We start from the raw sequence: 21,791 nt of genomic DNA on the forward strand, positions 1-21,791 counted from the left end.
AGGGCTTTCGTGTGCTGTCTGTGACCCCAGCGGGATTCGAACCCGCGTTACCGCCGTGAGAGGGCGGCGTACTAGGCCGCTATACGATGGGGCCGTCTTTGCGATCCGTTTCCGTCTCGCGACAACCGTTCAAGTATGACATGACGCGCAGCACCCGCCAAATCGGGGCCGGTCGATCACGATCCCCGGGAGTGTCGCGTCGCGCGGGATTACGCTCGGACCATGCGCATCACCAAGCATGAGCACGCGGCTCTCCGCGTCGAGGACCATGGGCAGACCCTCCTCATCGACCCCGGCAGCTTCACCCTGCCACTGGACGAGCTGCAGCACCTCGTCGGCGTGGTGATCACCCACGAGCACCCCGACCACTGGACGCCGGATCACCTGGATCGGATCCTGCGCGACGCGCCGGGGACGCCGATCTTCGCCCCAGCCGGCGTGGTCCGGTCCGCACCCGGATACGAGATCACCGAGGTCGCTCCCGGCGACACCGTGACCGCGGGCGACTTCACCCTGCGGTTCTTCGGCGGGGTGCACGCCGAGATCCACTCGTCGATCCCGCTCATCGACAACGTCGGCGTGCTCGTCGACGACGAGCTCTACTACCCCGGCGATTCCTACGCGATCCCCGCGGGCGTCGATGTGCAGACCCTCGCCGCCCCGCTCGGGGCGCCGTGGCTGAAGATCGGCGACGCGATCGACTTCGTGCTCGCCGTCGCGCCGCGCCGCGCCTTCGGCACGCACGACATGACGCTCTCGGTGATCGGGTCGAACATGCACCGCTCGCGGCTGAAGTGGGCGACCGAGGAGCACGGCGGAGAGTTCTTCGAGCTGGACCCCGGCGACGACCTCGAGATCTGACGCGACGGGTCGCCCGCATCCGCGAACCGCGGCCATGGTGACGGCCGTGGGCGTCACCCCGTCGGGCTGACCGCGGGCGTCGTCCCGGGAGGATCCGCCGGATCGGTCCGCGACCGACGGGACACCGCGGCGACGGCCGCCGTGGACGACACCACCGCGACGAGCGCGCCCAGGAGGATGGCGGCGCCTTCCCCGGGCAGCAGCGTCGACGTCTCCACCCCCAGGGCCACCGCCGCCACGGGAACGCCGAGCTGGCCCGCCGAGGCGACCGTCTGCGGCCACGGCAGCCCTGCCGCGCGGGCGATCAGGTGCGCGAGCACGGCCGCGGCGCCGAGCGCGAGACCGAGGAGGATCATCTGCGGATGCGCGGCGAGGTGTCGCAGATCGATCGACGCGCCGAGCCAGACGAAGAACAGCGGGCCGAAGAAGCCCTCGGTCATTCCGAAGAGCTGCCGGGCCAGCCTCCGCGGCTGACCGACCGCGGCGAGCACGAGCCCGAGCGTGAACCCCGCCATCATCACCGACACGTGCGTGAACTGCGCGATCCCCGCCAGGGCGAAAAGGGCGAGCAGGCTGAACCGCAGCTCGAGCGCGAAGCGCCGCGACTCCGACACCGCGTGCAGCAGATGCAGCCGGCGCGGGCCTATGCGGCGCAGCACGACCACGAGCACGACCCCGGCGGCGGCGATCCCCACTCCGCCGAGCGCCACCAGGGGCACCCGCGAGGGCTGCAGCACGAGCGGCAGGGCGAGGATGCACGCGACGTCGGCGATCGCGATCTGGGCGACCAGCTGCGCGGCCGAGGCCGCGGCGATCCCCATCGACTGCAGCATCGGCAGCACGAGCGCCGCGGAGGAGGATGCGATCAGCACGGTGTAGACGGCACCGTGCTGATTGCCGAACAGCAGCGCGACGCCGATGCCGAGGGCCGCGGCGACCAGGGCCACGAGGAGCGCGCCCAGCGCCCCGCGTCCGATCGCGGAGCGCACAGCACGGTCGAGCACCGGGATGTGCGAGCCGATCACGAGCATGATCAGCCCGAAGCCGATCTGCGCGAGCAGGGTCAGCGTCGGCTCGCTCGCATCCACCCAGCCGAAGCCGCTGGCGCCGACCACGAGGCCGGCGAGCAGCTCCCCCGCGATCAGCGGCACCCGCCAGGCGCGTCGCGCGGACAGCAGGGGGCCCGCCAGACCCACCAGCACGAGGAGCGCGAGCGTCGCGAACGTCATGCGCTCACTCTAGGACCGCCCCCGGGCCCCCGATCCCTGCGCGCGCCGCGCCGCACGGGGCGGTCAGCCCACGCGTGCTCCCTGCAGCTCCCGCACGCGGATGGCGCGCTGCTGGTGATCGCGCTGTTCGAGCACGATCCGCCGCAGCGCGGCCGGAGCCTGCGGATGCGACTCGAGCCAGGCGTCGACCAGTTCGGTCGTCTCGGTGTCCGGATACAGGCCGATCACGAGGCGGCGCGCGATCTCGATCGAGCGCTCGGCCCATGCGGACTCGATGCGGGTGAAGTACTCCTCGTCGAACGTCTCCACGAGGTCGCGGCGCCCTCCGGCGCCGAACCCGCGGATCGTCGCATCGAGATGGTCGTTCGTGAGCGTGAGGTCACTCCAGGCCGCTCGCCAGTCGGCCGCCCGCACGAGCGCGTTCGGGGTGGAGGCGGCGGCGGCGAGCGCGGCGGTGCGTCCGCTCGCGGTGTGGTCGCGCAAGTGCTCCTCGGTGATCTCCTCGGCCCCGGCGTGCCCGGTGGCGACGAGCGCGGTCAGGAGTTCCCAGCGCAGGTCCGCATCCATCGGGAGACCGCGCGGACCGGCTCCGATGAGCAGCGAGGAGACGTCGAGCCGGCGGGAGTCGTCGAAGGATGCGGCGGCGGCGAAGGCCCGCGCCCAGATGAGCTGGGCGTCGCTGCCGGCCTCCGCCTTCCCGAGCGCCTGCCACGTCGCGTCGAGCCAGGCCCGGCGGGCGCCGGCGCGCTCGGCATCGGGCAGATAGTGGCCGATCGCCGTCGCCGCGTTCAGCACCGCGCCGCCGAGCAGCGCGCTGTCGGTCTCAGCCGGCGCATGGGCCTCGACGATGGCGAGGTAGCGGGCCACGCCGAGCTCGCCGTCCCTGGTGGCGTTCCACAGCGCCGACCAGACCAGGCCGCGGGCCAGCGGATCTCCGAGCGAGGACAGCCCGCGCTCGACGGCGTCGAGCGACCGGTCGTCGAGGCGGGCCTTGGCGTAGGTGAGGTCGCGGTCGTTGAGGAGGACGAGGTCGGCGTCCGGGAGCACGACGGCGGTGCGCTCGTCGGCGATGTCGACGGGGACGTGCCGCCGCAGCACGAGCCGGCCGTCCTCGAGGCCGTAGAGCCCGATCTGGAGCCGGTGCGGGCGGGGGTCGGTCTGGACCAGGACGGCGCCCTCGCCGTCGCCCCGCTCGATGCTCAGCGTGCTCATCCCGGTCGTCTGCAGCCACGCCTGCGCCCACGCGCGCATGTCGCGCCCCGAAGCGCGCTCCAGTTCGACGAGCAGGTCCTCCAGCGTGGTGTTGCCGTAGGCGTGCCGGGCGAAGTAGCGCCGGGCGCCGTCGAAGAAGGCCTCCTCCCCGACGAACGCGACGAGCTGCTTGAGCACCGCGGCGCCCTTGGCATAGGTGATGCCGTCGAAGTTCAGCTTCGCGGCCTCGAGATCGGCGATGTCGGCGACGATCGGGTGGGTGCTGGGCAGCTGGTCCTGCGTGTACGCCCACGCCTTGCGGCGGTTCGCGAAGGCGACCCAGGCATCGGTGAACTCGGTCGCGGCGACGGAGGCATGGGCTCCCATGTAGTCGGCGAACGACTCCTTGAGCCACAGGTCGTCCCACCAGCGCATCGTCACGAGGTCGCCGAACCACATGTGGGCCATCTCGTGCAGGATCGTGTTCGCGCGAGCCTGGCGCTGCGCGCGCGTCGCGGCACCCCGGTAGAGATAGGACTCCGTGAAGGTCACCAGCCCGGGGTTCTCCATGGCGCCGATGTTGTACTCCGGCACGAAGATCTGGTCGTACTTGCCCCAGGGATAGGGGAACGCGAACGCCTCCGCGAAGAAGTCCAGCCCCTGCCTCGTGATCTCCAGGATCTCCTCGGCGGCGAGGTGCTCCGCCATCGAGGCGCGGCTCAGCACGGAGAGCGGCACCACCAGGTCATCGCGGCGCCACTCGGAGGTCACCCGCACATAGGGTCCGGCCGCCACGCAGACGAGATAGCTGGAGAGCGGCCGCGTCGGCGCGAACTCGACGGTCTGCACGTCGCCCTCGACCTGCACCGACGCGGCGGACTGATTGGCCAGCACCTCCCACCCCGCGGGCGCGGTCACGGAGACCGTCAGCGGCGCCTTCATATCCGGCTGCTCGAAGCACGCCATGAACCGGCGCGCATCGGCGGGCTCGTCGTGCGTGTAGAGGTACGTGTTCCCGTCCACCGGGTCGACGAAGCGGTGCAGTCCCTCCCCGGAGCGGCTGTAGGCGCCCGTCGCACGGATCACCACGACGTTGTGCGCCGCGAGGCCCGCGAGCCGGATGCGCGCACCGTCCCACTCGACCTCCTGGGGCGCGTCGTTGAGCAGGACCTCGCTCACGTCCTCGCCGAGGAAGTCGACCCACGTCTCGTCCGCCGTCGCGTCGAACTCCAGCGTGCTCGCCGTCGGGAATCCGGTGACCCCCGGGTCTGCGGCACCGGTCACGTCGAGCTCGAGCCGGGTACGGAGCAGGGTGATCCCCGCAGAGCGCGCGGCGGTCTCGGTCCGGGTGAGGTTCGCGGAGGTCATGGATCCATCGTTCCATGTTCCGCACCCCTGTCGGGCGCTGTGCGAGCATGGTCGCATGACCGAGCAGCAGACGAGCGCGCCCCTCCCCGAACGCAGCCGGATCGTGCAGGAGCACGTGCACGCCGCGGGACTGGCGTCGCAGGTGCGCGAGCTGCCGGATTCGGCCCGCACCGCCGCACAGGCCGCCGCGGCCCTGGGCTGCGAGGTGGGAGCGATCGGATCCAGTCTGCTCTTCCTCGCCGACGGAGAGCCGCTGCTCGTGATGACGAGCGGACGGCACCGCGTCGACGTCGACCTGCTGACCGCCGCGGTCGGGGCCCGCGCCGTCGCGATGGCGCCCGCCGCCACGGTGCGCGAGGTGACCGGACAGGCCATCGGCGGCGTGGCGCCGGTCGGACATCCGGCCCGCGTGCGCACGGTCATCGACGAGGCGCTGCGCGACTACGACGTCGTCTGGACCGCCGGCGGCACGCCCCACACCGTGATGCCGCTGAGCTTCGACGAGCTGGTGACGCTCACCGGTGGCGAGGTCATCGCGGTCGCGGGCGACTAAACCACACGACTCGCCTTTTCGCAAGCCCCCAGGCGCGATCCAGGAGACGTCCAGACTCCGTGCCTACCGTGAAACGGGATGTCACAGAACGGTAACAGGATAAGTTCTCTCGACGGCCTCCGCGGCCTCGCGGCGGGGATCGTCCTCCTCCATCACGCCTCCTTGATCGCGCAGCCGTGGCTCGACCCGGCCGGCTGGGCGATGCTCACGCAGTCTCCGCTGAAGCTCCTGCTCGCCGGATCCGAGGCGGTCATGGTCTTCTTCGTGCTCTCCGGCCTCGTCGTCGCACTGCCCGTCCTGCGCTCCGGCTTCTCCTGGGCGCGCTACTTCCCGGCGCGCCTGTTCCGCCTGTACCTGCCGGTGATCGCCGCCCTCGGCGCCGCGACCCTGCTCGTCCAGCTGGTTCCCCGAGACGCCACGACGATGCCGGAGGACTCCTGGATGCAGGATGCACAGGCCACCAGCGTCTCGGCCGGAGACGTGCTCTCCCAGATGACGCTGCTGCGCTCCGACTACCCGATCGACAACGTGCTCTGGTCGCTGCGCTGGGAGCTCTTCTTCTCGCTGCTGCTGCCGCTCTACGTCTGGGTCGCGCTGCGGGTCCGGCGCTTCGTCCTCCCCGTCGCCGTACTGACCGTCGTGCTGATGTTCGTGGGGCGCACCACCGGCAACTCCGCGCTCGCCTACCTGCCGGTGTTCCTGCTCGGCACCCTCATCGCGGTGCGCCTCCCCCAGCTACGGGAGCTCGCGCGCAACCCGCGGGCGACCCGTGCCCTCCCCTGGATCGCCGTCGCCGCCTGTGCGATGCTCATCGCCAGCTGGCTCGCACGCCCGCTCACCGCGGGCACGATCGCCGCCGATGTGCTCTGGGCGCTCGCCGGCGCCGGAGCGGCGCTGCTCGTGATCCTCGCCGTGATCTGGCCGCGCGCCCAGCGCGCGCTGAGCGTCCGGCCGATGCAGTGGCTGGGCCGGGTGTCGTTCAGCCTCTATCTCGTGCACGCGCCGATCCTGGCCACGCTCTGCTACCTGCTCGGCGCCGGGCAGTGGTGGCTGGCCTGCCTGCTGGGCGTGCCCCTCAGCCTCGCCGTCGCCGCGCTGTTCCACGCCCTCGTCGAGCGCCGGTCCCAGGAGCTCGCGAGCCGAGCCGGATCCATCGGCGCGGCGCTCGCCGAGCGCGTGCAGATCCGCCGGATCGGCACCGCCCGGCGGATCGCGCTGGCCCGGGCGCGATGAGCGGCGGATCCGGACTCCACGTCGCAGACGCCGCCGTCGCCCGGCTCAGCCCGCCGCGGCCTCGCGGCGCTGGCGGCGCCGGGTGACCGCGGCGTACACGGCGCGGAGCACCGCTCGCGCAGCGTAGCGCACGCCGATGCCGGCCGCGCCGAACGCGCACCCGATCAGGACGGCACGGAGGTCGTGCAGATCGACGTCGAACAGGCGGGATCCGAACGGGGTGAGGATGACCACGAGCATCCCCCCGATCATGGCTCCGACCAGTCCGATCTTCCACGGCCGGAACGGTCGCGCCACGGTGATCAGCACGAAGAACGCGACGATGATCAGCGCGAGGAACGCCGTGGACGAGGTGAGCACGCGCAGGTCGTGCCCGGTGCCGAGCACCGCGCGCGCGGTGAGGTACGCCCCGTAGGACGCGAGCGCGGCGCCGATGCCGCCCGGGACGGCCGCGTCCAGCACCCGGCGCACGAACCCGTCCTGTGCGCGGGCCGTGTTGGGGGCGAGCGCGAGGAAGAAGGCGGGGATGCCGATGGTGAACCAGGCGATGAGGGTCACATGCCGCGGCAGGAAGGGGAACGGCACCGCCGTGACGGCGACGAGCAGCGCCAGCAGGATCGAGTACAGCGTCTTGGTGAGGAACAGCGTCGCGACGCGTTCGATGTTGCCGATCACGCGGCGCCCCTCGGCGACGACGTGCGGCAGGGTGGCGAACGAGTTGTCCAGCAGCACGATGCGCGACACGGCCCGCGCCGCGGGCGAGCCGGAGCCCATCGCCACGCCCACGTCGGCATCCTTGAGCGCGAGCACGTCGTTGACGCCGTCGCCGGTCATCGCGACGACGCGCCCGTCGGCCTGCAGCGCATGCACCATCGCGCGCTTCTGCGTCGGGGTGACCCGGCCGAACGCGGTGCGGGTCTGCACCTCCGCATCGAACCGCGCGGACTCGGGATCCAGGGTTCGAGCGTCGACGGCATCGCGACCGTTCGGGACTCCGGCCTCCGCCGCGATCGCGCCGACGGCGGCCGCGTTGTCGCCGGAGATCACCTTGATGTCGACGTCCTGCTCGGCGAAGTAGGCGATGGCCCCGGGAGCCTCGACGCGCAGCCGCTGATCCAGCACCACGAGAGCGGTGGCGACGAGGCCGTCGGGCAGACCGTCGCCCGCCGCGGCGGGATCGGGCAGCGCCGCATCGCTGCGGGCGAGCGCGAGGACGCGCAGCCCCTCCGACGCGAGCGCATCGGAGCGCGTGCGCACGGGATGCCCGGGCGGGAGCAGGACGTCGGGTGCGCCGAGCACCCAGGTCTCCACGCGTCCCGCACCGGTGCCGGTGCACTGCACCGCCGCCCATTTTCGGGCCGAGGAGAACGCGACCGAGGTCTGCACCGCGAGCGCCGGTGCCGTGCCGACATGCTCCAGGATCGCCGCCATGCTCGCGTTGGGCTTGCCCTCGGCCCGGCCGATCGCGGCCAGCGCCGCCTCGATCCGGTCGTCTGCGACTCCCAGTGGCTCCACCGACCCCACCCGCATGCCGTCCTCGGTGAGGGTGCCGGTCTTGTCCGTGCACACCACGTCGACGCGGGCGAGCTGTTCGATCGCGGGCAGGTCCTGCACCAGGCAGTTGCGCCGCCCCAGCCGGATCACGCCGACGGCCATCGCCACGCTCGTCATGAGCACCAGCCCCTCGGGAACCATGGGCACGACGGCGGCCACGAGGCCGCGCACGGCGTTGCGCCAGTCCTCCGCATGACCCCAGATCTGGTTCACGATCGTGAGCACGCCGACGGGGATGAGCGCCCAGGTGACGTACTTGAGGATCTGGTCGATCCCGGCGCGCAGCTGCGAGCTCGGCTTCCGGAACTCGGAGGCCTCCTTGGCGAGACGCGCGGCGAAGGCGTGCTCGCCGACGGCGGTCGCACGGAAGGCCGCCGATCCGGCGGCCACGAAGCTGCCGGACTTGAGCTCGTAGCCAACGCCGGCGAGCACGGGCTCCGACTCCCCGGTGAGCAGCGACTCGTCGACCTCGAAACCGGTGGCGTCCAGGACGACGCCGTCCACGGGGATCTGGTCCCCCGCGGCGACCAGCACGACGTCGTCGAGGACCACCTGCTCCACGTCGACCTCGGCGACTCCCGTGGCCCGCTCGACGCGGGCCGGCGCCTTGCTCAGCAGCGCCAGCCGATCCAGCGTGCGCTTGGCGCGCACCTCCTGCACCATGCCGACGACGCTGTTCACGATGATCAGCAGCCCGAAGAGGCCGTCGATGAAGTATCCGGTGCCGAGGATCAGCAGGAGCATCACGAGGTAGATGCCGTTCACCCGGGTGAAGGCGTTCGCGCGGAAGATCTCGCCGAAGCTGCGACTCGTCCGCGCTGCGATGACGTTCGCCTCACCGCGTGCGTGACGCTCGGCGACCTCCGCTGCGGTCAGAGGGGCGCGGCCGACGGCGACGCTCCCGGTGCCGGATCCGGCCGGGTCCGTCATCCCCGTCACGCCGGCCGGTCGGTCGCGATCCAGGGCGCCGTGAATGCGCGGACCCGGGATCCGTCGTGGTCGGCGAGCGAGACTCCCACGAACGCCGTCGCCGTCTCGGAGCTCTGCCAGCGGAACCGCACCTCCTCGGAGAGCGCGGCCGCGGCGATCGCCGCCCCGGCGTCGGCGGCCGACTGCGCGTTCGCGAACGCCCCCGCGGTGCGGGAGGCGTACGCCTGCAGCAGCTCCCCGTATGCGCCGGCGTCCGTGGGCCGGACCGCGTTCTGCACGAAATCGCTCGCGACCGCGGCCGGCTCGATGACCCGCACGTGCACGCCGAACCGCTCGGCGACGGCGGCCAGCGACTGCATGAACCCCTCGACGGCGAACTTCGCCCCGCAGTACGCGTCGGCGAAGGGCTGGCCGACGGCGCCGCCGACGCTGGTCACGGTGAGGATCGTGCCGCGCCCGCGCTCGCGCATGCCGGGGAGCACGAGCTTGGCGAGGTGCACCGGCGCGAAGTAGTTGACCTCCGCCTGCGCGCGGATCTGGTCCATGGACAGCTGCTCGGCGGTGCCGACCCCGCCCTGCCCCGCATTGTTGACGAGCACGTCGACACCGCCGAACTCGGCCGTGAGCTCCTCGACGAGCCGTGCCGCGGCGGCGTGATCGGTGACGTCGAGTGCGCGGACCTCCAGGGCCACCCCCGCAGCGTCGGCCGCGGTCCGGAGCCGATCGGATCGGCCGGTGTCGCGCATCGTCGCGATCACCCGAGCGCCGGCTTTCGCGAGCTCCACGGCGGCGTACATCCCCATGCCGGACGACGTCCCCGTCACCAGCGCCACTTCCCCGTCCCGGCTGATTTCGCTCATGCGCTCACCTTAACAGCGCGCCATCTGCCCGCGCTGGAGGAATCAGGCCGGATCCACGACGCCCGACCGGCCCCGCCGACCGGGGGCCCGCTCCTGGCGGAGCGCGGGCAGGTAGCACAGGGCGCCGAGGACGCTGAACGCCCCCGCGACGACGGTCGCCCACCCCGCCGACGTGGCACCCGCGACCGCGGTGAGCACCAGCAGCCCGATGCTGTAGGCACCGCCGGAGACCATCGAGTTGAGCGACAGGATGGTCGCGCGCGTCGACCGGTCCGCCTCGCGGTGCAGCAGCGCCGCGTGCATGGGCCCGGCGGAGCCGTGCGCGAGATAGGTGAGGCCGTACCCGATGAGCAGCCCGACCACACCGGAGGCGAGTCCCATGAGCACGACGAAGGCGCCGTTCAGGATCCGGCTGAGGATCGCCGTCCACGCCACACCGATCACGCCGCTCACCCGGCTCGCCAGGAGCGAGCCGACGGCGAACAGGCCCCAGGCGGCGGCGGAGGCGGGCCCGAAGACCGCTGCCGCGGCGTCCTCCCCGCCGAGGAACCCCTCCAGCTGCAGCGGCGTCAGCGTCTCGAAACCGATCATCGCCACCGACCAGAACACCTCGACCAGGACGAGCCCGGCGAGGACGCGGGACCGCACCGCCCGACGCACCCCTTCGACGACCGTCCGCGGCGTCTGCCGTGCGGCGTCCGCCATGACGGCGAGCGGCCGGACCGGCGCGTCGGTGCGCTCCGTGACGTCGTGCACCAGGATCACGACGAGCACCGTGTAGAGGATGTACAGCCCGATGGCCACGAGCATGGGCAGGATCAACGCGGACACCGCCCCCATCGGATGCCAGGCCACGAGGAGACCGCCGAGCAGTGCGCCCGCCGCGATCGCCACCCCGAGGGCGGTGCCGGCGCGCGCGAGAGGATGCGCGACCTCCGCCGCCGGGTCGTGCTCGTGCACGACATCGACGAACCAGGCCTCGAGCGAACCCGAGTCGAGCACGCGGAACACGCCCTGCAGCAGCAGCGACACCGCGAACAGCGCGTACGAGTCGGCGAGCAGGAACAGGATGCTGGCCGCGATCGCGAGCACTCCCGATGCGGCCAGCACGGGCCGACGTCCGAGGGTGTCGGAGAGCGCGCCGGTCGGGAGCTCCAAGGCGAGTGCGACGAACCCCTGGATCGCCAGGATCGAGCCGATCGCGGCGATCGACATCCCCCGCTCCAGGGGCAGCAGGACCGTGAGCCCGAGCGTGACGCCGACGGGCAGCCAACGCAGCGCGGTGAGCAGCAGCAGACGGCGCTCGGCCGCCGCGATCGACCGCGCCGCTCCCGCCTCCGACGGAGAGCCCTCCGCGTTCATGGCTGCGCCGGCGGCTCGAGGTCGACGGGGGTGCTCTGCACGACGAGCTGCACCCGTCGCGCCGAGGGATCCCCTTCGCCGATGCGGCGGTACTTCTCGGTCAGCGCATCGAGTTCCGCCTGGAACGCGGCGAGCTGGTCTGCGGTCACCGTGAGCAGCGTGTCGCCGAACCCGAGCTGGTCGACCCACTCGGCGGGCCAGGCCGCCTCGGCGTCGAGCCACTGCTCGGTGCGCAGCGCGTACTGCCGCACGTAGTCTCGTCGCAGCCAGCCGAGCGCGGTCTGCGCATCCTCGTCGTCGGCGAAATCGGAGTTGCTCCAGGAGTGGAAGTCGGTGCTGGCCCGCCAGACCCGCCTCTTCCCCGCTCCCGCGCCGGTGTCCGTCACGAGGCCGACGTCTTCGAGGGCGCGGAGGTGATAGCTCGTCGCTCCGGTGTTGGTGCTCAGTGCGGCGGCGAGCTCGGTCGCCGTCGCCGGGCCGTGCATGCGCAGCCAGCCGAGGATCCTCGAGCGCAGCGGATGCGCGAGGACGCGCACGGCGCGCTCGTCGAGCCGCATTCCGACGGGGTGTTCCGGGTTCTCCATGGCCTCATGATTGCATGCACAGAATCTATGCACAAGTATTCTGCACAGGATTCCCGGCCATGCCGGACGCGCCGATGAGCCTCAGTGCCGCCCCGTTCTGGCGGCGAGCGCACGAGCACCCAGCTCCCGCAGCACGCCGTCGTGGAGATCCAGGACCCGGTCTGCGCGCGTGAGCATCGCGGGGTCGTGCGTGGCGACGATCGCCGCCGTGCCGCGCTCGTGCACGAGACCGGCGATGAGATCCATGATCTGGGCACCCGTCTCGCTGTCGAGCTGCGCCGTCGGCTCGTCGGCGATCAGCACGGCCGGATCCATCACCAGCGCACGGGCGATGCCGACCCGCTGCTGCTGACCGCCGGAGAGCTCGGACGGACGCTGGCGAGCGTGCTCTGCCAGCCCCACGGCCGTCAGAGCCCGCGCCACGCGCTGCTCGCGCTCCGCGACCGGCGTGCGACGGATGCGCAGCGGCACCTCGACGTTCTCCGCCGCCGAGAGCACGGGAAGCAGACCCGAGGTCTGGAAGATCGACGCGATCCGCTCTCCGAGCACATGGCCCGTATCGCCGTCGGCGAGATCCCGGCCGTCCAGCAGGACGCGCCCCGAGGTCGGGCGATCGAGCCCGCCCAGCATCGTGAGCAGCGTGGTCTTTCCGGACCCCGACCTCCCGGTCACCACCACGAGCTCGCCGGCGGACAGGGCGAGATCGACGTCGCGGACCGCCGTGACGTCGCCTCCGGGCGCCGCGAACACCCGGGTCAGCGCATCGGCGCGCAGCACTTCGGTCATGTTCGCTCCGTCCCCTCCGCGTCCTCCGCGTCCTCCGGCTCCTCCAACGGATCGGATGCCTCGGGGGTCGACGCACCGGACGCGACCCGCACATGATCCGTCTCGAGGGTGAGACGCACCCGGTCGCGCAGCTCGAGCGCGGTCACGAACTCCCCCGGCAACTGCATGCGCCCCGCCCGATCCAGCACCGCGAACTCCTGCGCGACCCGTACCTCCCGGCCCTCGTCATCCGTCCGTGTGCTGCGCAGGGTCTCGGTCGACGTGCGGCCGTCGCGGATCCGGACCGTGCGATCCACGTGCTCGGACACCATCGGGTCGTGCGTGACGATGAGCGTCGTGACACCGTGCTCGGCGTTGACGGCCTTCATCGCGTCCAGCACATCGGCCGTGGTCCGCTCGTCCAGCTCGCCGGTGGGCTCGTCGGCCAGCAGCACGCGGGGCTCGTTCGCGAGCGCGACCGCGATCGCGACGCGCTGCTTCTGCCCTCCGCTCAGCTGCCCGGGGCGCTGCTCCGCGACGTCCGCGACGTCGAGAAGCTCGAGCAGCTCCCGCGCACGGGCGGCTCGCGACCCCGCAGGGATCACCCGCGCGACGCCGTGCGCCAGGGCGATGTTCTCCCGCGCGGTGAGATACGGCAGCAGATTGCGCCCGGACTGCTGCCAGACGAAGCCGACGCTGCGGCGTCGATAGCGCAGCCGCTCGGCTGCACGCATCGTGACGAGGTCGTGGCCGGCGACGCGGGCACTTCCCGCCGTCGGCGCGTCCAGGCCGGCCAGGATGCCCAGCAGCGTCGATTTCCCCGAGCCCGAGGCACCGACCAGCGCAACCATCTCGCCCGCCTGCACCCGCAGATCCAGCCCCTGCAGCGCCTGCACCTCGATCCCCTTCGCGGTGAAGATGCGCACGAGTCCCTCGCAGGCGATGTCGATGTCGGCGCTCATCCCGTCCCTCCCTCTCCTGTCATCGTCTCCTCTTCCCCTCCAGCCCGCACCCCGGTTCAGTTCTCATCGTCGGCGACCCGGATCGCGTCGGCGCTGTGCACCCTCGTCGCGGCGACCGCCGCGAGCAGCACGGCGGTCCCCGTGACCAACACGAAGCCGATCACGGCCGCCGTGAGCCACCCGAGAGGCATGCTCAGCGCGGGCGCGATCGATCCGCCCGTGAAACCGCGCAGATCCAGGGAACCCAGCACCAGCCAGGACATCGCCAGCCCGCACCCCACGCCGATCGGCACGGCGACCAGGAGCGCGGGGCCGACCTCCCACGCCACGAGCGGCAGTTCTCGGCGGCGCGGATAGCCCACCGCGCGCAGCAGCGCGAGCAGTCGCGCACGGGCGGCGGAGCCCAGCAGCAGCGTCTGCATGATGGCGAGCGTCAGCAGCACCGCCACGAGGACGGACGCCGCCACCAGCGCGATGCGCAGCGCCGACGTCGCCGGGTCTGCCGCGGCCTGGGCGACGATGTCCTGCGTGGTCGTCACGGTCGCCGTGGTGCCGAGCCGCGCGCCGACCGCCCGGGCGACGGACGAAGGATCTCGCCCCGAGCCCACCGCGACGAAGAGCCTCGAGACGAGCGGTGCGGAGACCCCGATCCGGTCGAGGTTCGCACGATCGACGATCACCCACTTCTCTGCAGCGCCGAACGGCGTGGGCTGCGCGGTGCGCCCGATCACCCGCACCTCGTGTCCGTTCACCGAGAGCGCGTCACCGAACTGCGCGAGCAGCGCCTCGGACGCCACGACGGGAACCGCGTCGCCGGCCGTCGTCTTCAACGACGCGGGCAGCGGGAGAGCCCCGTCGGTTCCCTGCTGCACGCGGACGAACGCGTCGCGATCGACCGCGTAGACCCGCACCCGGTCCTGAGCCGTGGCGGAGGAGCCCTGTCCGATCTCGTCGGCGTCCAGCGTAGCGATCGCGGCGACCCCGGGCAGCGTCCGCACGGCGTCGACCTGCTCGTCCTCGATGACCGGCATCGACACGGCGACGTCGGCTCCGGTCATGTCACGGGCGGTGCGCGCGATGCCGTCCGACACGGTCGCCGAGAAGGACACCGAGAACACCGCCACCGCGACCCCGATCACGGCGGCGAGGGCCGGCGCCGTCCGCAGCGCCGCGTCGCGGAGCGCGCGTGCCGGGCCGAGCAGCGCGATCAGGCCCGTGCGCCGTGCCGCCGACCGGTGCAGCCTGTCCAGCAGCAGCGGGAGCAGTCGCCGCACGAGCACGGTGCCCGCGCCGCACACCAGCACGGGGACTGCGAGCAGCACCGGATCCACGCGGAGCGAGGGGCCGCGCCCGAGCAGGATCGCGGCGACGACGATCGCGAGTGCGATCACCGCGACCTCCGGCAGCACCCGCCGCCACGGGCGTCGCGCCGTATCGCCGTCCCGGGTCTCGGCGCGGGACAGCCTCCGCACAACGGCGAGCGGCACGGTTCCCGCCGGGATCAGCGCGAGCGCGGTCATGACGAGCACCGCGGGCGGATCGGGAGTCCGGCCCGCGAGGACCGCCCCGATCGTGCCGCCGAGCACGGCGCCGAGTGCGCCGAGCACCAGCGCCTCGCCGCCGAGCACCAGGATCAGCATGAGCCGCGACGCTCCGCGCGCGCGGGCGAGCGCCGCGGCGCGGGAACGGCGCAGCGCGACCTGGCCCCCCGCCAGCGTCAGCATCACGGCCGCCACCGCCAGCGGCCCGACGGACGCGACCGCGACCGCGGCCACGAGCGCGTCGCCCCGCGCCCGTCCTGCGTCGATCGCATCCGGGACCGGCGTGCGGAACGACAGCCCGCGGTCGAAGAAGTCGCCGCCGGCCACGAGATGCATCGGATTCGCCAGGAACAGCCGCAGCTGGCTGCTCACCGTCGCGGCATCGCCGGCGTCGATCGACCCCGTCCGCACCGGGATCCAGGAGAAGGTCGTCGTCTCGATGATCCGGCGGCCCAGCACTCCTGCCTCCTCGGGCGCGAGGAACGCGAAGGTCTGCAGGATGATGTCGCCCGCCGGGCTGTACCGGATCGCCGGCGTACGGGCGCCCACGAGGATGTCCCAATCGAGATCGGTCTTCGGCCGGGGCTCGACGAGCCCGACCAGCGTGACCCCCAGGTCCTGCCGATGGCGGACCTCGCCGACCCTCCAGTCCAGGCGGCGCGCGGAGTCGGCGGTGAGCACGACCTCGATCCCCTGGGCCGGATCCGTGACCCGGGGATACCTGCCGCTCACGAGGGTGCTGCGATCCTCGATCCCCGGATCCATCGCGAGCTGCACGAAATGCAGGGGCACCGTGCGGTCGGCCGAGAGCGCGGATCCGCCCCACAGGCCGACCACCCGCGGCTCTGCCAGCACGTCCCGCAGCGGGGACGGCTGCCGCTCGCGGGTCTCCTCGGCCGCCGCCAGCAGGCCAGGCCAGACATCCGACCTCGGTCCGTCTCCCGCGCTCACGCCGGGGATGCCGGACTGCGTCGCGGTGAGCGTGCGCCCGACCGCGGGGGTCTCCTCGATCTGGTGCTGCACGGTCGCCGTGCGCGCCCGATCGATGAGCGGAGGCACGAGTGCGGCGACGAGGCTCAGCGCGGCGACCGCGAGCACCAGGAACGCCGACAGCAGCGGCGCGGTGAGGACCGTGCGCAGGATCACTGTCGCAGAGCGGGGGTGACGGGTCATGCGCCGATCCCCCACATCACCGGCAGCACCGCCGCGGTCACGAGCAGCCCCGCGGCGACGCCGCCGAGCACCCCGGCGAGGGCGATGCCGAGCACCTCGCCGGCACGCGCGGTGCGCTGTCTCGCCGCAGTCAGTCCGAGCGCCCGCAACGCGACGCGCTCCTCCGTGCGCTTGCGGCGATCGACGGCGACCGCGGCGGCGAAGCCGAGCGCCCCGAGCAGCGCGGCGCCGAGTGCGCCGACGACGAGCACGAGCACGGATGCGTCGGTGACGGGGGCGACGCTCACCGACCGCGCCGTCAGGATCGTGACAGGGTCCGTCGCTCGCGCCCGGATGGCTTCGGCGACCGCAGCCGGATCCGAGGCGGCGATCCACAGCCCGTTCGCGGTGATCCCGTCCGCCGCCCGGAGCGCAGAGGCACGCTCGGCGAGGATGCCGAAGCCGGATCCGATACCGGGGAGAGCGGCGACGACGGCGACGACGTCCATGTCGACGGGAACGCCCTCCGGGCGCAGCGTCGCCGTGAAGCGCGTTCCCGCCCGCGCTCCCAGTCGGTCCGCGAGCGCCTGCGTGACCGCGATCGGAAGTGCTCCGGTGTCGCGGTGGAGGGCGGCCGGAACACCGGCGGGCAACGTCAGGGCGGTCGAGTCCGCCGCCACGAACACGACCGTGTCCGCGCCGACCTCGGCGTCCCTGCCGAGCACCTCGGTGGCGCGCGCGACCGACGGCAGCCGCGCGGCCTCGTCCGCGCTGAGCGGCGGTGCACTCTGCACCCCGGCGGTCGCCCGCACATCCAGCCCGAGTCCCGCGCGCACTGCGGCGCGATCGGCCTGCGCGGCGAGCGGGCCGGCGCCGACGGCGAGCGTGACGGAGCCCGCGGCCAGCGCGGCGCAGAGGATCGCCACGGCCGTCGCCCCGGCCCGGCGGGCGATCTGGCGCAACGGAAGCACGGGAACGATCCCGCGCCCTCGTCGCGCCACCCGCTCCGCGAGTGCTGCGATCAGCACCGCGAGCACCGGCACGAGCAGTGCGAGCGCGAGCAGCGCCGCGGCGCCGGACGCCGAGGCCACCGGGTCCGCCCTGCCGCCGGCGTCGAGCACGCCGCCCTGAGCGAAGAGCTGCCAGAGGGCGAAACCCGCCACCAGCGCCGCGAGGAACGCAGGCAGCAGCAGGGCGACCGCCGTTCCACGGCCGGCGTCCGCACGGGTCGCCGCCGCGGTCGCCGAATCGCGCGCCGCGGCGACCGCCGCGGCCACGACGGCGGTGAGCACGGTCGACACGGCCACCACAAGAGTCGTCGACGAGAACGGACCCCACGGCAGCAGCACGAGCAGCGCGGCGACGACACCGACGCCGGACGCGCCCCCGGCCTCGACGGCCGCACCCCCGGCGAGGTCCCGCACCGCCGCGCCGCGCGCCCGCAGCAACCGCAGTTCGTCCCGTCGGCCGGACGCGAGCGCGGCGAGGATCACGATCAGCGCGATCGCACCGAGCAGCACGATGATCGCGGTCGGCACGGTCATCGTGCCGCGGGTGACGGTGATGGCCCGGGTCGCGCGATCGAGCAGCGCAGCGAGACCACCGGAGACCGTGGTGCTGGAGCGGTTGTCCGGGTCCACGGATGCGGCGATTCCTTGCAGCCGGACGAGCCCTGCGCGATATGCGTCGAGGCGGCCGGCGGTGAGCACCGTGGGCCGGATGGTCCAGGTCACCGACGGCGTGGTGCAAAGCCGCCCCAGGGTGTCGTCGGTGACGAGCACGGGCCCGGCCGCCCCTCCGGAGTCCCCCGAAGCCACCGCGGGATCGCCCGCCCACACGGGGTCGGCGGGGTCGTTCGCGGTCCAGATCCCCACGACGGAGACCTCAGCGGCCGCGCCCGCCGGGTCGGCGCCGAGTGCGATCCGATCCCCGACACGCCAGCCGCGCCGCTCGGCGGCGGCCGCGAGCACCGCCGCCTCGCCCGCGCGCGACGGCCAGGCACCGTCGACGAGCGAACCCCGCTCCATCGCGTCGGAGCCGCTCATGGCCTGCACCGCATCCGGATTGCCGAGCGAGATGCCGCTCACCGCCAGCCGGGCCACGGCGACCGGAGCCGCGCCGAACGCCTCGGCGATCGCCGAGCGCACGGCGCGGTCCTGCGCGCCGGCGTCCTCCGACTGGAGCGCGGTCACGGTCGCGACCTGCGTTCCGGGCTCGGCGCGACCGGCCACCGTCCGCAGCCCGTCGTCCACGAGCCGTGCCGACAGCACCTCCATCCCGCCGACGCCGAGCACGACCAGGAGCGCGGAGAGCAGGACGAGCAGGAGCCGCGCGGTCTGCTGCCGCGCCCGTCTCACCGCAAACGTCATCGTCCTCGCCCGTGTCACCGCCGTATCGCGCTCACCGCCGGATCGGCACCGATCCGAACAAACGCGCTCCTCCCATCCTGGAGGGGGCGCGCCGGAGCCGCAATGACGGCCTCGGGCGGGCGCTCAGCGCGTCTCCGCCTCGGCGACGTCCTCCTCGACCGCGACCCCGTTGGCCGATGCCGGCACCCGGCGCTCGAGAGCGAGGGCCAGCAGGCAGATGAGCACCGAGCCGACCACCATCGTCACGATGAACCAGGTCTGCCGGCCCTCGCCGAGGAGCAGACCCGCCGCGATCGGCCCGGCGATGGCGCCGCCCTGGAACGCGGCCGCGTTGATCGCGTTGTAGCGCCCCCGGCTGCGACCGGACGCGAGGTCGTTGTAGATCGCGGGGACCGTGGGCTGCAGCATCGTCTCGCCGAACGCGAACACCCCCATGAACAGCAGCACCCCGATGGCCGCCGCGAGCGACTTCGGCAGCAGCCCCGTGAGCCCCAGCAGCACCCACGAGAGCCCCCAGACCAGGGTCATGATCTGCATGACCCTGGTGCGCCGGCGTCCGCGGATGAGCTTCAGCACGGCGAACTGCAGCAGCACGATGACGGCGGTGTTGACGGCGAAGGAGAACCCGATCACCTGCGTGGAGACGCCCGACACCTGTCGCGCGAAGGCCGGGAAGCCGCCCTCCATCTGCCCGTAGCCGATGAACACCGCCAGGAAGGTGAGCAGCGTCAGCCACAGCACCGCCGGTCGTCGCAGGATCTGCCGGTACCCCTCCGCCGGCTCCTCGTGCGGCTGGGCCGGATCCGCATGCGTGCGCACATGCCGCAGCGGTCCGAGCAGCAGGGCCATGGGGATGAGGGAGCTCGCGGCGTCGATGAGGAAGATCGCGGTGAAGGTCTCCGGGCGGTGGACGTCGATGAAGAAGCCGCCGACGATGCCGCCCACGCCGATGCCGAGGTTGACGAGCGCGAAGTTCACGCCGAAGTATTGCTGGCGGAGGTCTCCATCGACGATCGCCGCGATCACGGAGTTGAACCCGGGCCAGGAGACGCCGAAGTTCACGCCGATCAGCACGAGCGCGATCGCCGCGACCGCCGGTGTCGTCGCGAAGGCGAGCAGCGCGCACCCCGCGATCATCGCCATGAGCCCGGCCAGAAGCACCCGTCGAGCGCCGTAGCGGTCGATGAGCGTGCCTCCGGGGCCCGTCACGATCAGCCCGGTCACGGCGATGATGCTCATCAGCGCACCCGAGACGCCCAGGTCGAAACCGCGCACCTCGTGCAGGTAGATGATCGTGAAGGGCAGGGTCAGCCCGCGGCCGAGGGTCTGGATCGCGACGGTCGACAGCAGCCAGCGGCCCTCGGTGGGCAGGGCGGTCCAGAACGTTCGCATACCGGTCACCGCACAAGTCTGCCCGAGGCCGCCGACATCGCTCGTCCGCGGTCCGATCCCGCCCGGGATCCGGTCAGGAGACCACGACCGCGACGCGGGCCAGAGCCCGGGCGAGATCTCCGATGAGGTCCTCCGGATCCTCCAGCCCGATCGACAGCCGCACGATGTCCGCGCCGGGGCGCGCCTCGGCGGCCACGGGCCGGTGGGTCAGCGCCGCCGGGTGCTGCACGAGCGAGTCCACGCCGCCCAGCGACACCGCGTGCGTGAACAGCCGCACGGAACCCGTGAAGGCCTCGGCGGCCGCATACCCTCCGCGCAGCCGCACCGCGATCATCGCTCCGCCGCCGCGCATCTGGCGCGGGATGAGACCGCGCTCATCCCCGATCCCGGGGTACCGCACCTCCGCCACGGCGGGGTGCTCGGCAAGCCATGCGACGACCTGTTCGGCGGAGCGCTGCTGGCGCTCCATCCGCACTGGCAGCGTCGCGAGCCCGCGGTGCAGGAGGTAGGCGCCGAGCGGATGCAGCAGCGCTCCGGTGATCGCCCTGACGCGTCGCAGCGCCTGTGCGGTCTGCTCCGAGCAGGCGATGACCCCGGCGATCACGTCGCCGTGCCCGCCGAGGTACTTGGTGGCACTGTGCAGCGACATCGCCGCGCCCAGGTCGAGGGGGTTCTGCAGCAGCGGCGTCGCGAAGGTGTTGTCGACGAGCACCGGCACCTCCCCCGCCTGAGCGACGACCGCCGCGATGTCGACCAGATCGAGGGTCGGATTGCCCGGGGTCTCCACCACGATCAGGCCGGTGTCGGGGCGCAGGTGCGCGTGCACCTCGCCCTCCGTGCAGAAGCTCGTCTCCGCGCCGAGCAGCCCGGAGTCGAGCAGATGGTCCGTGCCGCCGTAGAGCGGGCGCACGGCGATGATGTGATGCTTGCCCGCCGCCGTCGTGTGCGAGAGGATCGCCGCGGTCATCGCCGCCATGCCGCTGGAGAAGGCGACCGCCGACTCGGCGTGCTCGAGCTCGGCGAGGCCCTCCTCGAACCGGGCGACCGTGGGGTTCCACAGCCGCGCGTACACGTTCCCTCCGTCCGGCAGCGGGTGCCCGCCGTTCGCCATCGACTCGTAGGAGTCGCCCCCGTGCTGGATGTCGGGGAGCGGGTTCGTGGTGGAGAGATCGATCGGCGCCGCATGCACGCCCAGAGCCGCCAGGTCGGCACGACCCGCGTGCACCGCGACGGTCGCAGGGTGCAGCGGGGTCTCGTTCAGGGAATCGTCATCGATCATGCTCCTCAGCATCCCTCCCCGCGCATCAGACTGCGACCCCCATTGCTGCAGACGCGTGTCTGGTCTGACATTCTTGCTGTCAGAGCAACGGTGCGCGCTCGGAAGGAGCGGATCTTGACCCCTGGACAGCAGACCGTCGATGCGCTCGACCTGCGCATCATCGCCGATCTGTCCGAACGCCCCGACACGCCGATCAAGGAGCTGGCGTCGAGGCTCGGCATCCCCGCCTCCACGTGCGCGTTCCGGCTGCGCTCCCTGCGGGCGCGCGGCGTGATCCTCGGACTGCGCCTCCTCCTGGATCCCGCGGCCCTGGGCCGGCCCGTGCAGGCCGTGATCCGGGTGCGGCTGGGCGCGCACAGCAAGGCGGGCGTCGAGACCCTGTTCGACGCCCTCGCCGCGACGGAAGGGGTGCTCCAGGTCTTCCACATCGCGGGCGCCGACGACTTCCTCGTGCACGTCGCGGTGGCCGACGCCGCCGCGCTCCGGGACATCGTGCTCGAGCGCATCACCGTGCACGCGGTCGTGCGCGCCACGGAGACGCAGCTCGTGTTCGAACGTCGCGAGGGCTCCGGGCTCGTCGCGATGCCCTGAGGACCGACCCCGCCC

General features: G+C 72.7%; 16 protein-coding genes and 1 tRNA gene. 4 read left to right on the forward strand and 13 right to left on the reverse strand.

Annotation, left to right across the window (positions count from 1 at the left end):
* Window positions 1-21: 21 nt before the first annotated feature.
* Window positions 22-94, reverse strand: a tRNA-Glu gene (locus WFJ01_RS15960).
* A gap of 128 nt (window positions 95-222) precedes the next feature.
* Here WFJ01_RS15960 and WFJ01_RS15965 point away from each other — a divergent pair.
* Window positions 223-861 carry an MBL fold metallo-hydrolase gene (locus tag WFJ01_RS15965; RefSeq protein WP_336629614.1) on the forward strand — a complete coding sequence of 213 codons (639 nt, stop codon included), beginning with the start codon at window positions 223-225 and terminating at the stop codon, window positions 859-861.
* A gap of 53 nt (window positions 862-914) precedes the next feature.
* Here the strand turns inward: WFJ01_RS15965 and WFJ01_RS15970 are convergent, their stop codons facing one another.
* A complete protein-coding gene (locus tag WFJ01_RS15970) occupies window positions 915-2,090 on the reverse strand; it encodes a cation:proton antiporter (protein WP_336629615.1) in 1,176 nt (391 codons plus the stop codon).
* A gap of 63 nt (window positions 2,091-2,153) precedes the next feature.
* Window positions 2,154-4,649, reverse strand: a complete 2,496-nt coding sequence (gene pepN / locus WFJ01_RS15975) for an aminopeptidase N (protein WP_336629616.1) — start codon at window positions 4,647-4,649, stop codon at window positions 2,154-2,156.
* 55 nt (window positions 4,650-4,704) lie between these two features.
* Between pepN and WFJ01_RS15980 the strand changes: the two genes are divergently transcribed.
* Both WFJ01_RS15980 and WFJ01_RS15985 read left to right on the forward strand, forming a co-directional pair.
* Window positions 4,705-5,202 carry a YbaK/EbsC family protein gene (locus tag WFJ01_RS15980; RefSeq protein WP_336629617.1) on the forward strand — a complete coding sequence of 166 codons (498 nt, stop codon included), beginning with the start codon at window positions 4,705-4,707 and terminating at the stop codon, window positions 5,200-5,202.
* A 78-nt stretch (window positions 5,203-5,280) separates the two neighbouring features.
* A complete protein-coding gene (locus WFJ01_RS15985) occupies window positions 5,281-6,435 on the forward strand; it encodes an acyltransferase family protein (protein ID WP_336629618.1) in 1,155 nt (384 codons plus the stop codon).
* Between the two features lie 45 nt (window positions 6,436-6,480).
* Here the strand turns inward: WFJ01_RS15985 and WFJ01_RS15990 are convergent, their stop codons facing one another.
* The 10 genes from WFJ01_RS15990 to WFJ01_RS16035 all read right to left on the reverse strand — a co-directional run bounded on the left by WFJ01_RS15990 (window position 6,481) and on the right by WFJ01_RS16035 (window position 21,185).
* Window positions 6,481-8,919, reverse strand: a complete 2,439-nt coding sequence (locus WFJ01_RS15990) for an HAD-IC family P-type ATPase (protein WP_336629619.1) — start codon at window positions 8,917-8,919, stop codon at window positions 6,481-6,483.
* Window positions 8,920-8,924: 5 nt separating this feature from the next.
* Entirely contained in the window at window positions 8,925-9,779 is an 855-nt protein-coding gene (locus WFJ01_RS15995; RefSeq protein ID WP_292880548.1) for an SDR family NAD(P)-dependent oxidoreductase, read from the reverse strand.
* A 42-nt stretch (window positions 9,780-9,821) separates the two neighbouring features.
* A complete protein-coding gene (locus tag WFJ01_RS16000; protein WP_295034917.1) occupies window positions 9,822-11,141 on the reverse strand; it encodes an MFS transporter in 1,320 nt (439 codons plus the stop codon).
* The gene (locus WFJ01_RS16005) at window positions 11,138-11,725 is read right to left on the reverse strand and encodes a winged helix-turn-helix domain-containing protein (protein ID WP_295034915.1); all 588 of its coding nucleotides are present in this window, start codon (window positions 11,723-11,725) and stop codon (window positions 11,138-11,140) included. Before WFJ01_RS16005 ends, WFJ01_RS16000 begins: the two co-directional genes overlap by 4 nt.
* A gap of 81 nt (window positions 11,726-11,806) precedes the next feature.
* Window positions 11,807-12,511 (reverse strand): ABC transporter ATP-binding protein, encoded by a 705-nt coding sequence (locus WFJ01_RS16010; RefSeq protein ID WP_295034913.1) that lies wholly within the window; start codon window positions 12,509-12,511, stop codon window positions 11,807-11,809.
* Window positions 12,508-13,452 (reverse strand): ABC transporter ATP-binding protein, encoded by a 945-nt coding sequence (locus tag WFJ01_RS16015; RefSeq protein ID WP_336629620.1) that lies wholly within the window; start codon window positions 13,450-13,452, stop codon window positions 12,508-12,510. Before WFJ01_RS16015 ends, WFJ01_RS16010 begins: the two co-directional genes overlap by 4 nt.
* Before the next feature lie 56 nt (window positions 13,453-13,508).
* Window positions 13,509-16,166: an FtsX-like permease family protein gene (locus WFJ01_RS16020; RefSeq protein WP_336629621.1), complete on the reverse strand. Its 2,658-nt coding sequence runs from the start codon at window positions 16,164-16,166 to the stop codon at window positions 13,509-13,511.
* The gene (locus tag WFJ01_RS16025; RefSeq protein ID WP_336629622.1) at window positions 16,163-18,514 is read right to left on the reverse strand and encodes a hypothetical protein; all 2,352 of its coding nucleotides are present in this window, start codon (window positions 18,512-18,514) and stop codon (window positions 16,163-16,165) included. Before WFJ01_RS16025 ends, WFJ01_RS16020 begins: the two co-directional genes overlap by 4 nt.
* 123 nt (window positions 18,515-18,637) lie before the next feature.
* On the reverse strand, window positions 18,638-19,906 hold the full coding sequence (locus WFJ01_RS16030; RefSeq protein ID WP_336629677.1) for an MFS transporter: 1,269 nt from the start codon (window positions 19,904-19,906) through the stop codon (window positions 18,638-18,640).
* Window positions 19,907-19,979: 73 nt separating this feature from the next.
* The gene (locus WFJ01_RS16035) at window positions 19,980-21,185 is read right to left on the reverse strand and encodes a trans-sulfuration enzyme family protein (protein ID WP_295034604.1); all 1,206 of its coding nucleotides are present in this window, start codon (window positions 21,183-21,185) and stop codon (window positions 19,980-19,982) included.
* Between the two features lie 114 nt (window positions 21,186-21,299).
* Between WFJ01_RS16035 and WFJ01_RS16040 the strand changes: the two genes are divergently transcribed.
* Window positions 21,300-21,776 (forward strand): Lrp/AsnC family transcriptional regulator, encoded by a 477-nt coding sequence (locus tag WFJ01_RS16040; RefSeq protein ID WP_336629623.1) that lies wholly within the window; start codon window positions 21,300-21,302, stop codon window positions 21,774-21,776.
* The last annotated feature ends 15 nt before the right edge of the window (window positions 21,777-21,791 follow it).

Source organism: Microbacterium sp. MMO-35 (assembly GCF_037147555.1).
In the GTDB taxonomy this organism is placed as follows: domain Bacteria; phylum Actinomycetota; class Actinomycetes; order Actinomycetales; family Microbacteriaceae; genus Microbacterium.

Coding starts and splice junctions, on each gene's coding strand:
- WFJ01_RS15965 (WP_336629614.1), top strand. CDS start 223: ATGCGCATCACCAAGCATGAGCACGCGGCTCTCCGCGTCGAGGACCAT.
- WFJ01_RS15970 (WP_336629615.1), bottom strand. CDS start 2,090: ATGACGTTCGCGACGCTCGCGCTCCTCGTGCTGGTGGGTCTGGCGGGC.
- pepN (WP_336629616.1), bottom strand. CDS start 4,649: ATGACCTCCGCGAACCTCACCCGGACCGAGACCGCCGCGCGCTCTGCG.
- WFJ01_RS15980 (WP_336629617.1), top strand. CDS start 4,705: ATGACCGAGCAGCAGACGAGCGCGCCCCTCCCCGAACGCAGCCGGATC.
- WFJ01_RS15985 (WP_336629618.1), top strand. CDS start 5,281: ATGTCACAGAACGGTAACAGGATAAGTTCTCTCGACGGCCTCCGCGGC.
- WFJ01_RS15990 (WP_336629619.1), bottom strand. CDS start 8,919: ATGACGGACCCGGCCGGATCCGGCACCGGGAGCGTCGCCGTCGGCCGC.
- WFJ01_RS15995 (WP_292880548.1), bottom strand. CDS start 9,779: ATGAGCGAAATCAGCCGGGACGGGGAAGTGGCGCTGGTGACGGGGACG.
- WFJ01_RS16000 (WP_295034917.1), bottom strand. CDS start 11,141: ATGAACGCGGAGGGCTCTCCGTCGGAGGCGGGAGCGGCGCGGTCGATC.
- WFJ01_RS16005 (WP_295034915.1), bottom strand. CDS start 11,725: ATGGAGAACCCGGAACACCCCGTCGGAATGCGGCTCGACGAGCGCGCC.
- WFJ01_RS16010 (WP_295034913.1), bottom strand. CDS start 12,511: ATGACCGAAGTGCTGCGCGCCGATGCGCTGACCCGGGTGTTCGCGGCG.
- WFJ01_RS16015 (WP_336629620.1), bottom strand. CDS start 13,452: ATGAGCGCCGACATCGACATCGCCTGCGAGGGACTCGTGCGCATCTTC.
- WFJ01_RS16020 (WP_336629621.1), bottom strand. CDS start 16,166: ATGACCCGTCACCCCCGCTCTGCGACAGTGATCCTGCGCACGGTCCTC.
- WFJ01_RS16025 (WP_336629622.1), bottom strand. CDS start 18,514: ATGACGTTTGCGGTGAGACGGGCGCGGCAGCAGACCGCGCGGCTCCTG.
- WFJ01_RS16030 (WP_336629677.1), bottom strand. CDS start 19,906: ATGCGAACGTTCTGGACCGCCCTGCCCACCGAGGGCCGCTGGCTGCTG.
- WFJ01_RS16035 (WP_295034604.1), bottom strand. CDS start 21,185: ATGATCGATGACGATTCCCTGAACGAGACCCCGCTGCACCCTGCGACC.